The organism is Ancylobacter sp., from assembly GCF_965229075.1.
Classification (GTDB): Bacteria; Pseudomonadota; Alphaproteobacteria; order Rhizobiales; family Xanthobacteraceae; genus Ancylobacter.
This window is the reverse complement of sequence record NZ_CBDDIO010000002.1, coordinates 2,376,999-2,397,492: the sequence shown is the minus strand read 5'-3', so window position 1 is coordinate 2,397,492 and position 20,494 is coordinate 2,376,999. Positions and strand designations below refer to the sequence as shown.

Sequence of the window (20,494 nt, the reverse complement as noted above, 5' to 3'; positions counted from 1 at the left end):
GCGGCCATGAACGGCGGAGACCGCGTGCGCTCTTGCTCTGACGCCAACGCAAATCCTGCCGGTGCATCGTGGTGGTGGAGGCGCATCGATCTGATTTTATGGAGCCGCCCCCATGATCTTCATAGGCATTCTCCTCAGCATGGCGACAATAGCTTTCCTCTGCTGGCTGCTCTTCACGCTGGCGGTATTCGCGTTGCCGCTGTTTGCGGGCATCACGGCGGGCACATGGGCCTATGGCACAGGCGCCGGATGGCTCGGCGTTCTTGTGGTCGGCCTTGCCGCTGCTGGCCTAACTTACGCCCTCGGCCAGTTCCTGTTCGCCACCGTCCGCTCGATCTGGGCACGTATGCTCATCGCTGCCGTGTTCGTCGTCCCGGCTGCGGCGGCAGGGCTTCCACGCCACCCATGGCATAGTGAAGCACACCATGCCCTCGCAGACGTGGCAGATGGTGTTTTCGATCATCGGAGCCGGCGTGGTCGGCATTGTAGCCTTCGTGCGCATCACCGAGACGAAGGCGTTCGGCCCTTCTGACGGGCACAGCTCTCCTCCCTGACACCGCGATATCCGCTCGGCGGCACCAGACAGCGAATGACATAGCGTCCGCGTCAACCGGCTGGGCCGGGAGGGAGCGGAAGTCCAGAGCGTCCGTTTCGCCATGCTGTACGGCAGGGTTGGCGCGCGCGGCGAACGGCGGCCGCGTCGCTGTCGAAAGGCCCCTCGGGGCAGAGCATTCGCGACGTTGGCGGGACGGGGAATGCGCAGATTGGCCAAGCTCAGGGCATCGTCCGCCGATGCTGGCCGGTCGGCTCTCGATATCCGGCGCGAGGCCGAACCATCCCCCTCATCCATCCGCCCGTGCTCGCTCCAAACGGCCTCTTCAATGGCCTGATCTGGCCGAAGGACGGCTGTGCCTCGAGCGCCTATGCCACAACGGCTGGGCCCGACTTTCTTCCCCTGCCGACGCCCACCCCGCGCGCTGCGCGGGGACCCCGGATCGCCGTCATTCCTCGCGAAGCAACAAAGTCGCGCCTGCGCCGTCCTCCGCTGGGCTGCGGTCGCAATCCTCACCCCATCGCACGAGCGCGACGGGGACCCCGAGGCGATGTGGCGTCGCTCGCCTTCGGCCTCCCGATCGCCATAGAGGCCGCAATGGTGCGGGCTCAGAAGACAGGACGGAGACGGAACATGGCCACCATCGGCACCTTCAAGAAGACCGGCACCAATGAGTTCACCGGCGACATCGTGACCCTCGGCGTGCAGGCCCGGGGCGTGCGCATCGTCCCCGACACCCGCGCCACCGGCGAGAACGCCCCCAGCCACCGGGTCCTGGTCGGCCGCGCCGAGATCGGGGCCGCCTGGTCCAAGCGCTCCACCGAGGGCCGCGACTATCTGGGCCTCAAGCTTGACGATCCGAGCTTCAACGCTCCGATCTACGCCAACCTGTTCGACGACGAGGACGGCGAAGGCTTCTCGCTGATCTGGTCGCGCCCCAACGGACGCCGGAGCGACTAAGACCTCGCCCGAATTACGGCCCCGGCCTCACCGGCCGGGGTCAGCCGGGCGGACGTCACTTCTCGTCAGGCGGAAGGACGAGCTCGACATGGCTTACGTCGAGAGCACGCGCCAGCTCGTAGAGCGTGATGATCGTCGGATTGCGCCGGCCCCGCTCGAGACCGCTCAGATATTGCTGGCTCAGACCCGAGCGCTCGGCAACCTGTTCCTGCGTCAGGTCCTTGGCCTGACGCAGGCGGGCGAAATTTCGTCCGACCAGCTTGCGCATATCCATGCGCAGACGGATCGCAATTCCGTTGCGCCAAGTTTATCAACTATAATATGTAAACACTGATCTGCTTTACGCCTTGGCATGCTGAAACGAACGCCGGCCCCGCCGCCATTCTCAGGAATGAATTCGACGCCGGCCGCTTCCAGCGCCTTTTGCAGAGCAGCAATCGTCGAAGAGCGTAGCTGCTCGCCACGTTCGAAACGCACAATCGTCTGCGTGAGAACTGAAGCCTCGCGAGCGAGATCAAGAAATCCCCAAGCAATTGCCGTACGAGCCATCCTGCACTGCACAGGCGTCATTCGATGGCTGGCACCGGGAACACCGCTTCCCGTGCCTCTGTCAGCGTTCCCAGTTGAACGCTCGCAAGCGTGGATCCGCCGCGAAAGTCTCGCGGCAAAAACCGATCCGTAGGTCCGGGAACTCGCAAATGGCTTGCACTCCTGAAGCACTCAACCGGATGCGCCAGGTCTGGCGCTCCACCGGCTTCGCTTGTGCGAAGGCACGGCAGGCCAGGATGGCCACATTAATCCCGCCCGCGCTATCGCGGACGGAAGAATAGCGGACGAGATCGATCGACGCCGCCCGCGCCGTGTCAGCGAGAGCCTGCGTCGCCTCATACTCAGTGAGGCAGGTCCACTTTTCACGGTCGCTATTGAGCGGCGGGATGGTCAGGTCGATCGAGCGGTCGGTCGCGACCTCGGCGGCAAAGGCCGTATACTCTGCGGCATTGGAAGGCCAGGGCGTGCCCGGCGATTCCGCGAAGAACAACAGCCGGTAAAATGCCATCTCCGCGACCGCCGTACGCGGTGCCTCCGCAGCGTAATAGACGCCGGCCGTGCGCCCGGCACGGCGAAAGCGCGATCCGTGGGGATAGGGTGCGTCGTAGCGGAACGGCGTCGCCAGGAGATAATCGAGATGCCCGCACTCCGGCGGGACGACCGGTTTGGTGGCCTCGAGCAGTTCTTCCAGAAGCGCCTGCTCTTCCAGCGTGTCGACGAGCCGGAGGGTCGACACCCGATGCTGGGCTTCCACCAGCCGCCAGCAGCGCCCCTCATAAGGCTTCGCTTCAGACGACAGCGCGTCGTGTGTCCAGATAGGCGATGGCATGGGTGAGCCCTGACACGGTCTGGATGTTGTCGATCGGCCTCCCGCCGAGCGCGCTGTTCTCCTGCCACAGCCAGGCACGCGCCACGGTTTCGTCGCCGCCGACAATGGCGTCGAGCGAGCGGAACAGGCGGACGAACAGCAAGGCGAGTTCGAACGGCTTGGTACCCCGCTCCAGCGAGAAGGTGCCGCGTTTCATCCGCGAGATGGTCGGTTCGGACAGGCCGATGACGCCGCCGAGCGCCCGCGCCGGTACGCCCAGTTGATCGGCCGCGCGCAGCACGGCCTTGGCGACAACCGTCCCTTCCGCTGCCGGCGTATCTCGATAAGCCACTTCCTGCATTGGAACCTCCTATCCCTGGATAAAATAGGGCCGAATTCTTTCTTTGGAAAGGAGGACTAATTCAAAGGTGCGAGGGCGCCGCTGCGCAGCTTCCCCGTAGAAATCGCTTCGTCAGGCGGTATGACACGGCCGACGTCATCGCTCATGTGCCGCCTCTTCCCTGATGCCTGGGCCTCATCACATGATGTCGCTCGACGGCCTGTCACCTTACCGAGTCGTCGTTCTAGGCTCTCTCTCCGTACTATGAAGAGCGACGCCCGCCATGACCCGAGCCTTCCTCGATGCGCCGCCCGATGCATCGACCATCACCGACTATGATCGTGCCCATGCCGTGCTGTATCTGCGGCTGCTCGATGCCGAAGCGGCGGGGGCCGACTGGACGGAGATTGTAGCGCGGCTATTCGGCCTGGATCCATTCACCGCGCCGGAACGCGCACGAAACGTCTATGCGACCCATCTGGCCCGGGCGCGCTGGATGTCGACACAAGGATATCAGCAATTTCTGCCTCGACACTGCGAATGATCGGGTGATGCCGATCGGGCATCAGGCCATGTCTTCGGCGTTTCTTCCCGAAGTTCCCCTGAGACGAGATCGTCTGGCATATCGCGGTCCTCTCGAAAGGGATCCAGATGGCCTTGGAATCGGTCTGGCAGTCCTCAGAAGCTTACGCCTTCGTGGACACTCTCTCGCCCCCACAACTCGCTTGGGAATGGCTACGGCGCAACGAGGCGTATCGGCAGGACTACGTCGCGTTCGGTGCAGCCGCTCCTTCTGAGAAAGAGACCCTCGCGGCGCTCATCCGAGCCCGCTGGGGCCTGCGATTTCCCAATCGACCCCGCCTATGATGCCCGAGGCGCTTCCGTCATCTGGGAACTGGAAACAGACCCCGGCCTGATCGCACTTGTCGCGCCGTGCGACATTGCCTGTGCCCCCTCGACCACTGGTAATACACCCCAATGCACGGGACATCACCAGCATGCATCCATTTGTGCGGTCGTCGGCGGGGGCCGCGACGCGATCACCGTCATGCTGCCAGAAGGCCATCGCCTCGATCCATCCCTTTGTGCTCTCGTGCTGATGGACGCACACCTCCCCGATCGGATCGAGGCTCTGATGCGGCTGTCTGCCCATATGCGGACTCGATCTATGCCGCCGGATCGGCGGATCACGCTCCAGCAGCGTCAACGCCTGCGCTGCATGCTTCAGGCAGGGGACGCTCGGCGCGCAGGCGCGACCTATCGTGAGATCGCCACCGTACTGTTCGGTGCCGTTCGTGTCGCGGCGGCGCCCTGGAAGACGTCGTCCCTGCGCGACACGGTCATCGCGCTCGTCGAGGATGCGAGCCGGATGATCGAGAGCGACTATCGCAAGCTGTTGCATCGCCGCCGCCGCTGCACTTCGCCCCGCTAGGGTGGGGATTCTAGCCCCCCAATCTTCCCCATCCCTCCCGATATTCCTCCTCCGCCACCGTGGTCACCGTCCGCCGCCGCACTCCGGCGGCTCCCGCCACACCCTCGGAGGCCCGCTCCATGCGACCCGATCTCGCTTCCCTCCCGCCGCGCTACCTGCGCACCAAGGAAGCCGCCACGTTCCTCAGCCTGTCGGCCCGCACGCTTGAGAAGCACCGCACCTATGGCACCGGTCCCGCCTATCGCAAGCTGGGCGGACGCGTCGTCTATTCCATCGACGATCTGCAGGCCTGGACCGACCGCGGCACGGTAACCTCGACCTCCGATCCGCGCGGCACCGTCCTGCCTGCCAAGCGCCATACGCTTGCCGCCGGCTCGTTCGCCGGCCGCGCCGCGCGCTGAACGCACTACCCATGGCGGCGCGGCATCACAGCCTCTCGGAGCGCGGACAGCTTGATCTGTTCCGCGCCCTGCCGGGGGACTTCGCGCCACGAGATGCGCAGGATCTCATGGCCTATCCCTTCTTTTCCCTCTCCAAGACGCCGCGCGTTGCGCCGATCGATTTCCGGACCGGCAGCATCGCCATCCGGGTCGAGGCCGTGCCCGATCACGGCATGGCGACGATCTGGGATGCCGACATTCTCATCTGGGCGGCGAGCCAGATCGTTGAAGCGCGCGACGCGGGGCTGCGCACCTCGCGCCTGATGGCGGCGACGCCTTATGAGATCCTCACCTTTGTCGGGCGCGGCACCTCGCTGCGGGATTATCAGCGCCTCAAGGCCGCGCTCGACCGTCTCCAATCCACGACGGTCTCGGCCACCATCCGCCAGCCGGCAGAGGGACGCCGGCACCGCTTCTCCTGGATCAATGAATGGCAGGAGCGCACCGACCGCAACGGCCGGCCCGATGGCGTGGACCTCATCCTGCCGGACTGGTTCTACCGTGCCGTACTCGACGACGCCCTCGTGCTCACCATCGACCGCGCCTATTTCGGGCTGACGGGCGGGCTGGAACGCTGGCTCTACCGGCTGGTGCGCAAGCATGGCGGGCGACAGCAGGATGGGTGGCGTTTCGATTTCCGGCACCTGCACCAGAAGTCGGGCAGCCTGTCGCCGTTCAAGCGCTTCGCCTTTGAGCTCAGGGATTTGATCCGGCGCCAGCCACTTCCCGGCTACATGCTGTCCGTTGAGGTCGAGGTCAGCGGCCGGCTGCTGCTGGCCTTCGAGCCTGCCGCGCCCTGTGGACAGCCTGTGGATAGCCTCGTGCTATCGGGAACCCGGACTATCGTGCCATCGGGAACCGGCGCCTCGTGCTATCAGGAACCCAAACAGGCCTTAACTCCCTGTCCTGCATCAGGAAATGGCGCCCTTAACTTAGAGTCTAACCCAGAATCTAACCTTAAGACGCGCGCGAGCGCTTTTGCGAGCGCCGTCGATCAGCCCCGACTGGGGGCGAAGTGGCCGGGAAAGACGCCGCCTGACAGCGTCTTACAGATGCCCCCTCGCTCGAGGGGGCATCGATGATCATCGCGCTCCTCAACCAGAAAGGCGGGGTCGGCAAGACGACCCTGGCGCTGCATCTCGCCGGGCAATGGGCCCGGCAGGGACAGCGGATCTCGCTGATCGACGCCGATCCGCAGGGCTCCAGCCTCGACTGGTCGCAGCAGCGCAGCCGCGAGGGCCTGCCGCGGCAGTTCGGCGTCGTCGGCCTCGCCCGCGACACGCTGCACCGGGAGGCGCCCGAGCTCGCGCGTGACGCCGATCATACCGTCATCGATGGACCACCCCGCGTCGCCGGACTGATGCGCTCGGCGCTGCTCGCCGCCGATCTGGTGCTGATCCCGGTGCAGCCTTCGCCATTTGATGGCTGGGCATCGGCCGAGATGCTGGCGCTGATCCGCGAGGCGCGGATCTACCGCCCGCAGATATTGGTCCGGTTCGTCCTGAACCGCTGCGGCGCACGCACCGTTCTCGCCCGTGAGACGGCGCGGACGCTGGCCCATCACGATCCCCCGGTGCTCGCCAGCACCATCGGTCAGCGCATCGCCTTTGCGGCGGCCGCACAATCCGGGCGTCTCGTCTTCGAGCGTGACGATGCCGGGCCAGCCACGCGCGAGATTGCCGCGCTCTGCGCCGAGATCAATGGCCTCGACCTCGGGAGGCTCGCGCCATGAGCGAACGCCCGATCCGCCGGGACTTCGCCTCTCGACCTGCCGATCCCGAGCACTGGATCAAGGCAGCCGATGTCTCGACCGACCGCCGCCCCGGCGCCGCGTTCACCGCGCGCCTCACCATCGATGTGACGCTCGACCTGCGCGGGCGGATCAAGGTTGCCGCCTTCCGGCGTGGCGTCACCGTCGCCGAGATGCTGCGCGACCTCCTCGCCCGTGAATTCCCTCCCCAATCTGGAGACCAGCCATGAGCGCGGCGTTTGCGCCCCGTCCGGCAAGCACGGCATTCGCACCTGTTCCCCCGTCCGATGCCATGACCCATGTCGAGCTGACCCATATCGAGAAGCGCATCGAGAACTGGATCCGCTTTGGCCATCACGCGCATGAGCAGCTATTGGATCGCCGCCGGCGCATACTGTCTTTCCCCCCCGGCTGCATCTTCGCCTTTGTCCGATGGGCATCGAACGACTTCGGCACCGTGGCCTCCCGCCTCGACATCGTGCGCTGCGTGGCGCCAGGCGAGAGCTACCAGACGCTGCCCTTCGTGCGGCCCGGTGGCGAGATCCTGCTGCGGGTCGATGGCTGGCCGAAGGTCGAGAAAATCCTTCAGCACATCGACGCCATCGAGGCGATCGGCATCGATGCGGGGACCGTCGCCCCTGACCATTGGGCGCATGTCGCCCACCGCACCAGCGTCGGATTCGAGCCGCGCGCCTACACGATCGAGCGCCATCAGGTGTGGCTGAAGCGGCGGGAGTGCGGACAATGAGCCGCGCCCCCTATGTGATCATGACGACGGTCGCCAGCGTCGGTGTGGCCTATGCCGCCTCGCTGCCGACGCCGCTCAAGCTGATCTGGAACGTCTCGGCGAGCGTTCCTGTCGGGCTCTACTCGGTCGAGCCGGCGGATGCTCTCGAGATCACCGATCTGGTCGCGGTGATGCCGCCACCGCCGCTCGCCGCGTTCCTCATCGGGCGCGGCTATATCGGCGAAGGCACGCCTCTGCTGAAGCGCGTGATGGGGCTTCCGGGACAGGATGTCTGTCGTCTCGGCAACGCCATCACCGTCGATGGCGTACCGCTTGGCGACGCGCTGCCGCGAGACCGCATGGGGCGCGATCTGCCGGTCTGGCAGGGCTGCCGGCGTATCGAGCCCGGTCATTTGTTCCTAATGAACCCGGACGTCGGCGACAGTCTCGACGGACGGTATTTCGGGCCGATTTCAGACGGCACCGTCATCGGTCGTGCGATGCCACTCCTCACGGATGAAGCCGGCAACAGTGACTTCGTCTGGCGCGCGGCGGTGCGCTGACATGCATCGCTCTGTGCTCTTTCTCGCATCCGGACTGCTGATCGGCGGTGCGTCGGCTTGCTCTGTCACCGCGCAGACCATGTCGCCGACTGAGGCGCACGCCGTCACGTCCTACGCCGCCTTTATCGACGAAGCCGCGCAGCGCTTCGAGCTTCCGGCCAACTGGATCCGTGCGGTGCTGCGGGCCGAGAGCAGCGCCGATCCCCGCGCAGTCTCACCCGCCGGTGCCATGGGGCTGATGCAGATCATGCCCGCGACCTGGGACGAGCTTCGCGTCCACTATGGTCTCGGCGCCGATCCGTTCGACCCGCGTGACAACATCCTCGCCGGCGCGGCCTATCTGCGCCAGCTCCATGACCGCTATGGCAGCATCCGCGCCATGGTCGCGGCCTACAATGCCGGGCCTGCGCGCTACGAAGCGTCGCTTTCCGGCACGCCGTTGCCGCCGGATACGCGCATTTACATCGCGGCTCTGGCGCCGATCATCGACAACGAGTCTGCAGCCGGCGCCACTGGACCGGTGCGTCCAATGGCGCAAAGCTGGCGCGAGGCGCCTCTGTTCGCCACGCCGCCTGCGCGCAGCAATCCAGCCGATGCCGCTCTCCTCGCCCCGCGATCGGGCGCGCTGTTCGTTGCACCTATGCCATCGCGGAGAGCGCCATGAGCAGGCTGACCCACTTTCGCATCCTGTCGGGCTCTGGCGTTCCGTGGCGAGCAAGGAGGCGCAGGACTGCGACCACGACCGCGCGAGGGCAGGATAAAAGGGCGCACAGTGCGCGGCGGTCGGGCTGTTGTTTTTGCAGATGTTTTCCGCGTCCTCGGCACCTTATAGAGCCGAAGCACAAGGTGCGCGCGTGCCGCAAAGGACGGCGCATCAAGGCTTCTTCGCACATTGCGAGGTTTCGCCATGAGCGATGAACGCAAGTTCCGCGTCCGTCCCGGCCGCATCCGCTCGACGCGCGCCCAGCAGGCGCGGCCCTTCATCGCCCAGGCGCTCGTTGCGGCCCGCAAGGCCGGCGGCGGCGTCTCTCGCTCCGGCAAGATCGCCTCCAGCAACCGCTCGCGTTTCGGAAGCGGACAGGTCGCCAGCCTTCAGGCCAGCCGCCGGATCACGCCACGCTCACGCGGCGCCGTGGTGAAGGCCCGCGTCGTCCGACACACGGCCCGCGCGGGCTCCCTCAGTCAGCACCTCACCTATCTTCGCCGCGAGGGCGTCACTCGCGACGGGAAGAAAGCGCGGCTATTCGGTCCCGAGAGCTACAGCGTGGATGTCGACGCCTTCACCGAGCGCTGCCGCGAGGACCGGCACCATTTCCGCTTCATCGTCTCGCCTGACGACGCCCTGGAGATGGAGGACCTGCAGGCCTTCACCCGTGACCTCACCCGGCAGATGGAGAAGGACCACGGCACCGGGCTCGACTGGGTCGCCGTCGATCACTGGAACACCGAGCATCCCCATGTGCATCTGATCGTGCGCGGCCGCCGCGACGATGGCCAGGATCTCGTGATCTCCCGCGACTACATCAAGAAGGGCATGCGCGATCGCGCCCGTGACCTGATCACCCAGGAACTCGGCCCCCGCACCGAGCTCGATATCCGCCGGAGTTTGGAACGCCAGATCGAGGCTGAACGCTGGACCGAGCTCGACCGCCAGCTTCTCCGCGAGACCCGCGAGAGCGGCATCATCGACATGGCGCCGGTTCTCGGCCGGCAGCCGGACTACCACCATGCGTTGAAGATCGGGCGTCTGAGAAGGCTCGAAGCGCTCGGCCTCGCCACTGAGATCGGCAACGCGCAATGGGTGATTGAGCCGGAAGCGGAAGCCACTCTGCGCGGGCTGGGGGAGCGCGGCGACATTATCAAGCGCATGCACCGCGCCCTGACCGAACGCGGTATTGAGCGCTGCACGGCCAGCTACGTCCTTGCCGCCGATAGCCTCGACGTGCCGGTGATCGGCCGGCTGGTCGCGCGCGGCCTCGATGATGAGCTCCACGGCTCTGCCTATGCCATCGTCGATGGCGTGGACGGGCGCTCCCATCACATCCGGCTGCCAGATCTCGATGCCGCCGGTGACGGCGCGGCCGGCTCCATCGTCGAACTTAGGACGTTCGACGATGCCCACGGCAAGCGGCGTGTCGCGCTCGCCGTGCGCTCCGATCTGGATATCGCCCATCAGGTGACCGCTACCGGCGCCACCTGGCTCGACCGGCAGGCCATTGCGCGTGACCCCGTTGCTCTTTCGGACGGAGGCTTCGGCGCGGAGGTGAGCCAGGCACTCGACCGACGCGCCGAGCATCTCATCCGCGAGGGGCTGGCCGAGCGGCAGGGACGGCGTGTCGTCTTTGCCCGCAACCTCATCGAGACGCTCCGCCGCCGCGAACTGGATGCTGTGGGGGAGAAGCTCGCCGCCGAGACTGGCCTGCCGTTCAACAAGGCCGGCACCGGCGAGTATGCCGCCGGCACGTATCGCCAGCGCCTGGTGCTCGCCTCCGGCCGCTTCGCCATGCTCGACGACGGGCTCGGCTTCCAGCTCGTGCCCTGGTCACCCTCTTTAGAACGCCAACTCGGCAAGCATGTCTCCGGCGTCGCCCGTGAGGATGGCGGCGTCGACTGGAGCTTCGGCCGCAAGCGCGGCCTCGGCCTCTGACCGCAGAGAAGGATCATCACCATGTCGGCGACGAAAATCCTCTGGGGGCAGATCCTCACCGTGCTGCTCATCGTGCTGGCAGCCATCTGGGGCGCAACACAATATGTGGCCTGGAGCCTCGGCTATCAGGCGCAGCTCGGCGCGCCGTGGTTCGCGCTTCTCGGGCTGCCCGTCTACTATCCGCCGGCCTTCTTCTGGTGGTGGTACTTTTTCGACGCCTATGCACCGGACGTGTTCTTCCGGGGCGCGTTGATCGCCGCCTCTGGCGGCTTCCTCTCCATCGCGGTCGCCATTGCCCTGTCGGTCTGGCGGGCCCGCGAGGCCTCAAAAGTCGAGACCTATGGTTCAGCGCGCTGGGCCGAAAGGGAGGAAGTCCGGGCCGCCGGCCTGCTCGGTACGGATGGCGTCGTGCTAGGCCGCTTCGACTGTGCCTATCTGCGCCATGACGGGCCCGAGCATGTGCTGTGCTTCGCGCCAACCCGGTCCGGCAAGGGCGTCGGCCTGGTGGTGCCCTCGCTGCTGACCTGGCCGGGATCGGCAATCGTCCATGACATCAAGGGCGAGAACTGGCAGCTCACTGCCGGCTTCCGCGCCCGGCATGGCCGCGTGCTGCTGTTCGATCCGACCAACGCCAAGTCCGCCGCCTATAATCCGCTGCTGGAAGTGCGCCGCGGCGAATGGGAAGTCCGCGACGTCCAGAACATCGCCGACATTCTCGTCGATCCCGAAGGCTCGCTGGAAAAGCGAAACCACTGGGAGAAGACCAGCCACGCGCTGCTTGTCGGTGCCATCCTCCACGTTCTCTATGCCGAGACGGACAAGACGCTCGCCGGCGTCGCCGCCTTCCTCTCCGATCCGAAGCGGCCGATCGAGACGACGCTCGACGCCATGATGAAGACCGGGCATCTCGGCGAGGCTGGCCCGCATCCCGTCATCGCCAGCGCCGCCCGTGAGTTGCTGAACAAATCCGACAATGAGCGCTCGGGCGTGCTCTCCACCGCCATGTCCTTCCTCGGCCTGTACCGCGATCCGGTGATCGCCGAGGTGACGCGGCGCTGCGACTGGCGCATCGCCGATATCGTCGGCGGCAAGGCTCCATCGACTCTCTATCTCGTGGTGCCGCCCTCTGACATCAACCGCACCAAGCCGCTGATCCGCCTGCTCCTCAACCAGATCGGTCGGCGCCTCACGGAAGACCTGCAGGCGAAGGGTGGGCGCCATCGTCTGCTGCTCATGCTCGACGAGTTCCCCGCGCTCGGCCGGCTCGACTTCTTTGAATCGGCGCTCGCCTTCATGGCCGGCTATGGCCTGAAAGCCTTCCTCATCGCCCAGTCTCTGAACCAGATCGAGAAGGCCTATGGGCCAAACAACTCGATCCTCGACAACTGCCATGTCCGCGTGAGCTTCGCCACGAACGACGAGCGCACCGCCAAGCGCGTCTCCGATGCGCTCGGCACCGCCACCGAGATGAAGGCGATGAAGAATTATGCCGGCCACCGGCTCTCGCCGTGGCTCGGCCATCTCATGGTCTCGCGCTCGGAGACCGCCCGCCCTTTGCTCACCCCCGGCGAGGTCATGCAGCTGCCGCCCACGGACGAGATCGTCATGATCGCTGGCACCCCGCCGATCCGGGCAAAGAAGGCCCGCTACTATGAGGACGTGCGCTTCCGGGATCGACTCTTGCCGCCGCCAACGCCCTCTCGTGGCCTCGCTGCCCAACACGATGACTGGACCGCTCTGCCGTTGCCAAGGCCACAGGAGAGCACGGCCGGGAGCACCGCGGACGAAGGTCGAGACGATGACCCGACCGGCTCCGAGCACCGGCTTCAGCCGGAGCTCAGCCGCGTGGAACCGGTCGAGAAAAGCCAACCCATCGAGAATGAGTTCGAGTTTGACACGGATCGCGACGACGAGATGGAGGACGTCGCCACCCGGAACCGGCGCATGACCGGACTGATGCAAGGCGTCGCCCGACAGGTCAGCCTCAATCCCAATGACGGTATGGAGCTTTGATCGCCATGGCAGGTCGCACGAAGAAAGCGCAGATCTCGGTCTACCTCGAGCCCGACCTCATGGACATGTTGGCGCAATACGCCGCCCAGCGCGACCAGTCCATGTCCCTGATCGCTCAGGCCGCAATCGCCTCCTTCCTGTCGCCCGACAGCGCCGAGCGTCAAGAGGCCGCTCTTGCCCGGCGCCTCGGTCAGATCGATCGCCGTCTCGCGCGGCTGGAGCGGGATCTCGGCATCTCGACCGAGGCCTTCGCCACCTTCATCCGCTTCTGGCTCGCCACCACCCCCGCGCTGCCCGAACCCGCAGCCCAGGCCGCGCGGGCTAAGCTCTCCGATCGCTACGCAGCCTTCACCCGCGCGCTCGGCCATCGCCTCGCCAAGGGGCCGCAGCTGCGGCAGGAGATCGTGGAGGATGTTGCGGGATCGGAGAATGACGGGGGCATCCGGAGTTGAGCCATACCTGCCCCTCGACTGCCCTTTCAGCGACGTCCGCTTTGCGCCCTCCAACCCGGTCGTTCGCCGAGCCGTTGGTCACGCCCGAAAGCCGTCATTTAATGGGTTACGCGTCTCAGACGTCCGGCACGAAGCTGATTTCGATCCTAAATGGCGCAGAGGGATGGATGCTTTGCGGGTTCTATATCAGCGGTCTTAACCCCAAGGCTCTGCTGTTCTTTCTCGCTCCTGCCGCAGTTCACGTCAGCCAGCTCGGACTGGCCACTGTCACTGCAACTGACCGTGCTCGGCGCTATCACACGGTCAACTGCGGTCTTGTCTACCTCGTGGTGGGACATTCCGCCCGAGCCGTGTTCGGCAGTTCACCGAGCGCAGCGCGGATTGTCGGGCAGACGTCGGGGGTCGTCATGATCATACTCGCCCTGATCTCGACGGGAAAAAGCGCCTTCCGGAGTTAAGAGCAGCCGAGTCGCTGTTCATGCCTTCGATCCCGAGGGCTTATTGTCATTTCGAGCGTCTATCAAAACGATGTCGCGGTGACCTGCGATCTTGAGATCTTTCAGAATGCCATCAACCCTGGCCTTTTCCGAAAGACTGAAGTATATTATCACCTTAACACCATGCTTTGCACTGCTCGCTGCGAGGTAAACCGGGAGCTGGCTTTCAAGGTTTTGTCTGAGTTTGGTATTCTTGGCCAACTTCATCTCAATAAGCGTTTTGTCCCGCCCTCCACGGCTGATCTTGAAATCAACCGGCCCGCGCCCATCATTGACCTCTGCACTGGCGTCGGAGGGAGACCCGTACCAGATGAACTTGCAAAGTATTTGCAGGTCGCTTTCGCGCTGGACGGCTTCGCCATTGTGCCAGAAGATACGGTGGCCGCCTTTGTTTTCAATCACATCCTTGAAAAACGAGAGCCGTTTGTGGGTCTCGTCATACGTTGAGGCTCCTACTTTATAAAAATCAGTCTCAGCTGCCAGCTGCTTCTGAATCGACTTCACTTGCTCTTCAAACAGAAACTTTGTCAGCGCCACCTTATCCGCACTGGCATCGGCGGCCTCATCGCCGGTATCTTCTTTATACCGGATGTACCAATCGACGAGATCCGGAAAGCGCAGATAGGTTTTGATGGCGGCTTCAGCGCGCTCCTTAGCCGAGGGTTCGCGGTGCCGCGGTTTCGCTAGAACATTTTCGAAATAGGCGAAGACCTGGCCGCGCAACTCCCTATCTGTCATCGCGGTCGGAATCGCCTCAAACTGGCGGATCATGTCCCCACGATTAATCCAGTTCTCATCGCGCGTTAGCATGTCTTTCGGCGTAAGAAGAACGAAGTCACCATCGATGTATGGCAGCTCATACTGGGCTCTCTGCCACGATTTGGTGGCATAGTTGAATTTTGCCTTATTGATCCATACGCGTTTACGGAGACCGGCGTCGATATGATCCCGCGCGAAGGACTGTGAGTAGTTACAGATAAAATCCAATATGAGGTTCAGCGTTAAGTCGCTGATGTTGTCTCGACCGACGCCATCGCTGACCAGGCAGAGCTTTTCGATATGACTTCCATGAGATATGCGCTCGTCGCCAAAATCAGCGAAGAGGCTTCCGAGGTTCGCGCGTAACGCTTCAGCAAACTTTCGACCGAGTCCCGAACCACCGTTACCGATGAGCGAGAATCCCAGCCAGTTTTGCTTAACCTCCGGAAACATGAACCAGGCTTCCCTCAGGTCGGCGGATACGCGCCCTGCGATGACCTCGTCGCGGAGGAACACGATATAATTCAATATATCTTGATGTAACTGCTGATATTCAGGCTTCTCGCTATTGAATAGCAAAAATGGATCAATGAACAAGGGAAGATCGTTGATCAGAGATACGTTGAACGCCCCGTATTCGTCAACATCATCCTCGGAAACGCCGAAAACATCACTAAAAAAATGCCCCACTTAACGCCTCCTGCCCCATCCGTTCTCATTTCACGCTTTATTTGGCTTATCATCTGAGGGGCAGTTCTCAATTGTCAACGTTTTCAAACCATCGACGCCGATTGCCATTGGCGTCACAAGCCGGTTGAGTGCGGCTCGATTTCCGTCTTCGAACCATACTCGCCCAACCTGCATGTCGCCATCATTCCGGAATTGCCGCAGAGAGCCGCGGAATCTCCCCTACCCGGCCGTCAATCCGAAAATGGAGGTTGAATGTCGCCGCTGTTCCTTCGTCACGCCCGATCGACAAACGACCGTCGGTTCGGCGGACGTAGAAGCGCGTCGGCGCATCAGGACGTTGCCCCCACGTCCGCAGCGTCGCGAGTGTCTGAGTGCTGTATCCAAGTTTGATATCGGCCAGTTCATCTCGAATGTCCGCGGCACCCCTCATGGCGCGACCTACCCGCCGCGCCAGGCTGTTCTTGTCCTCGTCATCCATATCCTCGAGCGCCTCCGCGACGTAGACGACCTCGAGATCCTTGAGTCGTTTCAGCGCTCCCGACACCCGCGGCATTAGCGGCTTCGGCTTCGGGTCGAACAGCTTCATACCGGCGACTTCAGCGTAGCGCTTCAAATCCTCCACCTTGACGGTGTGGTGGTCACCGTTAGGAAGCCGACGAACCTCCTCCCGCGACACAACGGTGTGAAGCAATCCGCCGCGGGAGTGTTGCCAGACAGACTGCGTCGCCGCTCGCCCCTCGGATACCAGCCATAGCCGCAGCTGGTCGATTGCCTCGGCAAGCCCAACCAGCTCCTCGAAAACGTAGACCGTTGGGCCGATCTTATCGAGGTTTGCCAACAGATAGGCCGTGTCTTCGGCTGCCCGCTTCTCTCGGCGAAATGTCGCTTCAGCCTGGGCATGCGCGTCTGCATTCAGCGAGGCGAAGCAGCGTGGCCCGATCAGTCGAATGACCTGTTCTGCTGGAAACCACGCCACCTTGCCGCCTCTCCCGTATTTGGCATGGTTCGGGCTGCAGCACGGACAGGGCGCAAAATGTCGTTTGCTCAGTAGCTTATCCGCGAGGTCGAATTCGCCAACGTACAAAGGATAGGCATCGGTGGGCGGCTGCGTGTGCGTATGCCCTCGCCAAAGATGCGGCCAGTTCCCGGCCTTTATCCACGCGAGAATTTCGGGAACTACCTTGCGAGGATGCTCTGAAAACCATGCCTTAACTGCCCGCGCTTCGTCAGGAATGTCGAACTCTTCAGCCATTACAACTCCCTCGCGCGAAGGCTGTCACGGTCGCCTATCTAATCCATATGTCGTGGGTTAGGCGTTACATAATGGCGCAAATACTACCACATACAGACATCGCAACCAAAGTGCGACATGCAGCCTTTTCGCTACCCGATTGCTGACGGTCAGCGTTGCGCCCCCAACTCGGTCATTGATCTGGTAACGGGCGAGGCCCAAAAGCGGACATGAGTGAGGCGCGGCATATAGGCACCTTTGCGCGAAGCTGACGTTGTCGGCCCGCCCGAAACCATACCTTTCGCTTCCCCATAACAGGTCGGACAGCGCGCCTCGTCGGAGTATGGCATGAACTCGCCCATGCGGATTCGACAAGTGAGAAAGTGGCGATCAATGGGCCAGCTTCGTCGCTGTGCACTTCCAAAAATCGAAATAACGGCTGGTCGATTATCGCAGGAATTGTAAACTGCGATCCGTCGAAAGCCGCTTCATATGAACACGGCTGATATCAGTCACTTGGTGCACGTACGGTCATGCAAATCGATATTCCATCGTCGCTAGCCGGCTTCATTGATGCCACGCTGATAAGACTCCAGAGTCAGTTTCCGGAAACCGTCTTTGAACGCACGCCGGCTGGGATTCAGGTGGACGCGGGGAATCTAGCTCCGGAACATCTTCGATCCGCCGTGCTGCACGCAGTCTATCGCGAGAAAATCTATGCCGAAACGTTGCCCCTTCGCGAGGAATTGCTGAATCGGGTGCTCAGGTGAACATCTGGCCACTTCGCTTTCGCGACCTCGGCCGCGGCTCGATCCTTTTCGCTGATGACGCCGGGGGATTCTTCAAGGGAACCGAAGACTTTCTGGATCGCTATGCCCTTAATGCCCTGACCGACGAGGACCAAGAGTTCCTTCACGAAGGCGGCCATACCTTTCAGCGAGAACTCGATCTCTCCTATCTCGGTTTCGCCTATCGCTGGTGCGCGCGCCAGGCACCCCGCCGCCAACTGGGATATGTAATCCTCGTCCCGACGCTTCGTTGCAATTTGACCTGCAGCTATTGCCAAGTGTCGCGGGCGCCTGAAGGTGCGCGTGGCTTCGACTGGACCGAAGACACCCTCAGCGCCGTGCTGGCCTTTATCGGGGGACTGGCAGCCCCGGAAATCAAGATCGAATTCCAGGGAGGTGAGCCGCTACTTCGCCTCGATCTCCTTGAGCGCGTGCGGGACTTTTGCCGCCAACGGTTCGGCAAAGCCGAGTTCGTCGTGTGCACGAACTTGCAAGCGGTGAGCGCGGAGGCGTGGCACTATTTGGCGGCACCGGATACTTTCATCAGCACTTCGCTCGACGGCGATGCGGTGACGCATCAGCGCCAACGTACCCGGTCAGCCGAGCTTACTGATGCATTCTTTGGCAACCTGGACCGAGCCATCGAGCAGTTCGGTTCGAGGAAGATCTCGGCTCTGCCAACCATCGACATTGAGCGCCCGCCTGCGGTTGACGAACTCATCAACAGCTTCGTGGACCGCGACTTGCGCTCAATTTATCTCCGTCCGATTAATCATCAAGGCTTTGCCCGTCGCGGCAGGGATCCTGATGTGGGTCTCGATCGCTGGAATGCCTGGCATGCGGCCTTCATCGAGCATCTGATCGAGCGGAACTTCCGTACAGGCACTATCATTGAGGAGTATTATTTTAGTCAGTGTCTCAAGCGTGTGCTGCGCGCTGGCGCCGACGAGCATGTCGATCTGCGCAACCCCAACTTCTTCGCGTCGGACTACATCGTCATTGACCACGATGGCGTGCTGTATCCAACGGATGAGGCCCGCATGCAGTCGCGCATCGGTCGGATCGATCTGTCAGTCGGCCATGTCCACCGTGGCATCGATACCGAGAAGGTCGCTACGCTCAACGCGGCCTCGTGCAACAATTTCGACCCAGACTGCATCCATTGTCCCTATCAGCCGTTCTGCGGCTCTGATCTGGTCGACGACATTTCGCGATACGGCCGCATTGACCTCCCCAAGCAAGCGACATGGTTTTGCCGCCGCCACACAAGCCTGTTCGATAAGGTTTTCGAGCTCTTGTATCGCCGTGATGAGGCGACGCGCTTCTCTCTGAGCCGCTGGGCGGACCTGGAAAGCTGGCCCGAACATCTCGTGCGAGAGCACCAATGATTCCGCTCCGGTTTGCAGCTCGATCGTCACAGCCTGAACCCTTCGTCATGCGGCTTAACGCCGAGGGGCGGGCATACGAACTCGCTAGAACGGGCCTGCGTACGGAATTTGATGGAGACCTGGTTGAGGTGGCGGGTCAGCGTCTGACCTATGCGAGCCCCCGGGGCACACTCGTCATCGACGGTGCGACCGCCGAAGAGATTGACGGCGACGTAGTGCTGGCGTTGCCTGGCGGACGGGCTGCCCAGCGACTGATCCGGGCAACATCACCCCACAACACGTTTTTGATCACCGAGCGCTGCGACCAGCTATGCTTGATGTGCTCTCAGCCACCGAAGCATAATCACGCGGATTTGTTGCCGTTCTTCGAGGCGGCGGCGCTGCTCGCGCCCCCCGCCATGACAATCGGCATCTCAGGGGGAGAGCCGCTGCTCTATAAGACGGCACTCCTGCCGATGATGCAGAGGGTCCTCACGCACAGACCGGACCTCGGATTTCACGTACTGAGCAACGCCCAGCATATCGACGAAGACGATCTGGATCCTCTGGCCGTCATGCGCGACCGCGTGCTGTGGGGCATTCCGCTTTATGCGGCCGACGCTGCCACGCACGATCGCATCGTCGGCAAAACGGGTGCTTTCCTCCAGCTGATGGAGACCCTTCCCATCTTCGCCCGTGCTGGTGCATCAATCGAACTGCGTACGGTTATCATGCGCGAGAACGCTGCCTTACTTGCGCGGCTCGCCAGCTTCGTGATCGTGCATTTGCCGTTCATCAACCGCTGGGCTCTAATGCAGCTGGAGAGCATCGGCTTCGGCCGACAGAATTGGGACCGGCTTTTCTTCGACCATTCGACCGAGTTCACGCCGATTGCGGATGCCCTGAATATTGCAAAAGCGCGAAACGTCGAAGCCGTACTCTTCAACTTTCCTCGCTGCACGGTCCCACAGCCTTATCGTGATCGCGCGCCGTCGACGATCTCAGACTGGAAGCGACGCTATCTGGGGGAGTGCAGCGGCTGCCAGGAGCGGGACATTTGCGGTGGGTTCTTTGAGTGGTATCCAGAGGATCGAGGCTTCCAGAGGCTCGCTCGCATATGAAACGCAGGCTTTTTGCCATTCCCTCGCTGCTCGCGGCTGGCCTTCTCCCGTCAAAAGGCCTGACCCTTCCGCTCAGCGCGCCGCCAGGCCTTGACCCTCAGAAGAGCAAGTCGCTCTTCGACATCTTCAAACTCGACCACATTTATACGTTGGCCGGACATCGCAGTCATAGCTCGCATCGAAGCCATAGCAGCCACACGAGCCACCGCTCCTCGACTGGCGGCAGCTACTACAGTCCAAGCTATAGCCCCTCACCCTCCTACGCGACGCCCCTCTATGCGCCGCCGCCAGTTGTACCAACACGACCGGCCGTACCGACCCCCACCATCAGCGGTTCGCCAGCAACAGGAAGCTACGCGACGACGCCGGCACCGGCTCTGTCCGCGCCTGTGGAGATTGGACCAAACCCTGTTTCGCCAACGCGCACCGGACCGGTCCCGCTTCCTGGAAACACCGACAAGTTTGCGGCTATCGTGCGCCAGGTTCAGACCGCGATGGTTGCCTTCGGATATTTTAGCGGTCCCGTTGACGGCAAGGTCGGTCCGCAGACCCGTGACGCGCTAACGCGCTTGCAGACAGATTATGGATTGAAGCCGACAGGAACAATTACACCAGAGACATTGAATGCGCTGAGGATTGTTGCTCAATAGTATGGCTTATCCGGAAGCCAGCGCTAAGTCGTCGACAGAGATGCCGATTTTATTAGGACGTTTGAAATCAAGGTGGCGGCAGAGCTGACGTTGGAGCTTCGTTCGAAGCGGCTAGTTGTGGCGTCGTTGGCTATCGGTAGCAGCAGCAACCGTTCGC

The 20,494-nt window shown here is 62.9% G+C and carries 23 protein-coding genes and 1 pseudogene; 19 read left to right on the top strand and 5 right to left on the bottom strand.

The features are described 5' to 3' along the window. Nucleotides 1-112: 112 nt before the first annotated feature. A pseudogene (locus ACO07Z_RS17280) lies at nt 113-554 on the top strand (hypothetical protein). Nucleotides 555-1,186: 632 nt separating this feature from the next. Next, nucleotides 1,187-1,513, top strand: a complete 327-nt coding sequence (locus ACO07Z_RS17275; protein WP_421699828.1) for a DUF736 domain-containing protein — start codon at nt 1,187-1,189, stop codon at nt 1,511-1,513. Nucleotides 1,514-1,568: 55 nt separating this feature from the next. Here ACO07Z_RS17275 and ACO07Z_RS17270 read toward each other — a convergent pair whose 3' ends face one another. The 3 genes from ACO07Z_RS17270 to ACO07Z_RS17260 all read right to left on the bottom strand — a co-directional run bounded on the left by ACO07Z_RS17270 (nt 1,569) and on the right by ACO07Z_RS17260 (nt 3,231). Continuing rightward, nucleotides 1,569-1,787: a helix-turn-helix domain-containing protein gene (locus tag ACO07Z_RS17270; protein WP_013167646.1), complete on the bottom strand. Its 219-nt coding sequence runs from the start codon at nt 1,785-1,787 to the stop codon at nt 1,569-1,571. A 336-nt stretch (nt 1,788-2,123) separates the two neighbouring features. Continuing rightward, nucleotides 2,124-2,891, bottom strand: a complete 768-nt coding sequence (locus tag ACO07Z_RS17265; RefSeq protein WP_421699827.1) for an RES family NAD+ phosphorylase — start codon at nt 2,889-2,891, stop codon at nt 2,124-2,126. After that, the gene (locus tag ACO07Z_RS17260) at nt 2,851-3,231 is read right to left on the bottom strand and encodes an antitoxin Xre-like helix-turn-helix domain-containing protein (protein WP_421699826.1); all 381 of its coding nucleotides are present in this window, start codon (nt 3,229-3,231) and stop codon (nt 2,851-2,853) included. The genes ACO07Z_RS17265 and ACO07Z_RS17260 overlap by 41 nt, the downstream gene beginning before the upstream one ends. A 262-nt stretch (nt 3,232-3,493) precedes the next feature. Between ACO07Z_RS17260 and ACO07Z_RS17255 the strand changes: the two genes are divergently transcribed. The 13 genes from ACO07Z_RS17255 (at nt 3,494) to ACO07Z_RS17195 (ending at nt 13,234) form a co-directional block, all read left to right on the top strand. Continuing rightward, on the top strand, nt 3,494-3,754 hold the full coding sequence (locus ACO07Z_RS17255; RefSeq protein ID WP_421699825.1) for a DNA -binding domain-containing protein: 261 nt from the start codon (nt 3,494-3,496) through the stop codon (nt 3,752-3,754). A gap of 107 nt (nt 3,755-3,861) precedes the next feature. Then, a complete protein-coding gene (locus ACO07Z_RS17250; protein ID WP_421699824.1) occupies nt 3,862-4,077 on the top strand; it encodes a transcriptional regulator domain-containing protein in 216 nt (71 codons plus the stop codon). Between the two features lie 181 nt (nt 4,078-4,258). After that, the gene (locus tag ACO07Z_RS17245; protein ID WP_421699823.1) at nt 4,259-4,642 is read left to right on the top strand and encodes a DUF2285 domain-containing protein; all 384 of its coding nucleotides are present in this window, start codon (nt 4,259-4,261) and stop codon (nt 4,640-4,642) included. Nucleotides 4,643-4,761: 119 nt separating this feature from the next. After that, the gene (locus ACO07Z_RS17240; RefSeq protein ID WP_421699822.1) at nt 4,762-5,043 is read left to right on the top strand and encodes a helix-turn-helix transcriptional regulator; all 282 of its coding nucleotides are present in this window, start codon (nt 4,762-4,764) and stop codon (nt 5,041-5,043) included. An 11-nt stretch (nt 5,044-5,054) separates the two neighbouring features. After that, the gene (locus ACO07Z_RS17235) at nt 5,055-6,164 is read left to right on the top strand and encodes a replication initiator protein A (protein WP_421699821.1); all 1,110 of its coding nucleotides are present in this window, start codon (nt 5,055-5,057) and stop codon (nt 6,162-6,164) included. Beyond that, nucleotides 6,161-6,814: a ParA family partition ATPase gene (parA, locus tag ACO07Z_RS17230; RefSeq protein ID WP_421699820.1), complete on the top strand. Its 654-nt coding sequence runs from the start codon at nt 6,161-6,163 to the stop codon at nt 6,812-6,814. The genes ACO07Z_RS17235 and parA overlap by 4 nt, the downstream gene beginning before the upstream one ends. Then, a complete protein-coding gene (locus tag ACO07Z_RS17225) occupies nt 6,811-7,062 on the top strand; it encodes a hypothetical protein (protein ID WP_421699819.1) in 252 nt (83 codons plus the stop codon). Before parA ends, ACO07Z_RS17225 begins: the two co-directional genes overlap by 4 nt. After that, nucleotides 7,059-7,580, top strand: coding sequence for a DUF2840 domain-containing protein (locus ACO07Z_RS17220; protein ID WP_421699818.1), 522 nt, complete (start codon nt 7,059-7,061; stop codon nt 7,578-7,580). Before ACO07Z_RS17225 ends, ACO07Z_RS17220 begins: the two co-directional genes overlap by 4 nt. Beyond that, nucleotides 7,577-8,122, top strand: a complete 546-nt coding sequence (locus tag ACO07Z_RS17215; RefSeq protein ID WP_421699817.1) for a S26 family signal peptidase — start codon at nt 7,577-7,579, stop codon at nt 8,120-8,122. Before ACO07Z_RS17220 ends, ACO07Z_RS17215 begins: the two co-directional genes overlap by 4 nt. A 1-nt stretch (nt 8,123) precedes the next feature. Continuing rightward, a complete protein-coding gene (locus tag ACO07Z_RS17210; protein ID WP_421699816.1) occupies nt 8,124-8,786 on the top strand; it encodes a lytic transglycosylase domain-containing protein in 663 nt (220 codons plus the stop codon). Between the two features lie 243 nt (nt 8,787-9,029). Then, a complete protein-coding gene (locus tag ACO07Z_RS17205; protein ID WP_421699815.1) occupies nt 9,030-10,769 on the top strand; it encodes a relaxase/mobilization nuclease domain-containing protein in 1,740 nt (579 codons plus the stop codon). A 21-nt stretch (nt 10,770-10,790) separates the two neighbouring features. After that, nucleotides 10,791-12,782: a conjugal transfer protein TraG gene (locus ACO07Z_RS17200; protein WP_421699814.1), complete on the top strand. Its 1,992-nt coding sequence runs from the start codon at nt 10,791-10,793 to the stop codon at nt 12,780-12,782. Nucleotides 12,783-12,787: 5 nt separating this feature from the next. Next, nucleotides 12,788-13,234, top strand: a complete 447-nt coding sequence (locus ACO07Z_RS17195) for a CopG family transcriptional regulator (protein WP_421699813.1) — start codon at nt 12,788-12,790, stop codon at nt 13,232-13,234. A 476-nt stretch (nt 13,235-13,710) separates the two neighbouring features. Here ACO07Z_RS17195 and ACO07Z_RS17190 read toward each other — a convergent pair whose 3' ends face one another. Both ACO07Z_RS17190 and ACO07Z_RS17185 read right to left on the bottom strand, forming a co-directional pair. Beyond that, nucleotides 13,711-15,180 (bottom strand): hypothetical protein, encoded by a 1,470-nt coding sequence (locus ACO07Z_RS17190; protein WP_421699812.1) that lies wholly within the window; start codon nt 15,178-15,180, stop codon nt 13,711-13,713. Between the two features lie 181 nt (nt 15,181-15,361). After that, on the bottom strand, nt 15,362-16,432 hold the full coding sequence (locus ACO07Z_RS17185; RefSeq protein WP_421699811.1) for a hypothetical protein: 1,071 nt from the start codon (nt 16,430-16,432) through the stop codon (nt 15,362-15,364). A gap of 512 nt (nt 16,433-16,944) precedes the next feature. Here ACO07Z_RS17185 and ACO07Z_RS17180 point away from each other — a divergent pair. From ACO07Z_RS17180 to hxsA, 4 genes are read left to right on the top strand one after another with little or no spacing between them, the layout of a single operon-like run. After that, the gene (locus ACO07Z_RS17180) at nt 16,945-17,181 is read left to right on the top strand and encodes a hypothetical protein (RefSeq protein WP_421699810.1); all 237 of its coding nucleotides are present in this window, start codon (nt 16,945-16,947) and stop codon (nt 17,179-17,181) included. After that, entirely contained in the window at nt 17,178-18,587 is a 1,410-nt protein-coding gene (hxsB, locus tag ACO07Z_RS17175) for a His-Xaa-Ser system radical SAM maturase HxsB (protein WP_421699809.1), read from the top strand. The genes ACO07Z_RS17180 and hxsB overlap by 4 nt, the downstream gene beginning before the upstream one ends. Continuing rightward, nucleotides 18,584-19,687, top strand: a complete 1,104-nt coding sequence (gene hxsC, locus ACO07Z_RS17170; RefSeq protein ID WP_421699808.1) for a His-Xaa-Ser system radical SAM maturase HxsC — start codon at nt 18,584-18,586, stop codon at nt 19,685-19,687. Before hxsB ends, hxsC begins: the two co-directional genes overlap by 4 nt. Continuing rightward, nucleotides 19,684-20,337 (top strand): His-Xaa-Ser repeat protein HxsA, encoded by a 654-nt coding sequence (hxsA, locus tag ACO07Z_RS17165; RefSeq protein WP_421699807.1) that lies wholly within the window; start codon nt 19,684-19,686, stop codon nt 20,335-20,337. The genes hxsC and hxsA overlap by 4 nt, the downstream gene beginning before the upstream one ends. The last annotated feature ends 157 nt before the right edge of the window (nt 20,338-20,494 follow it).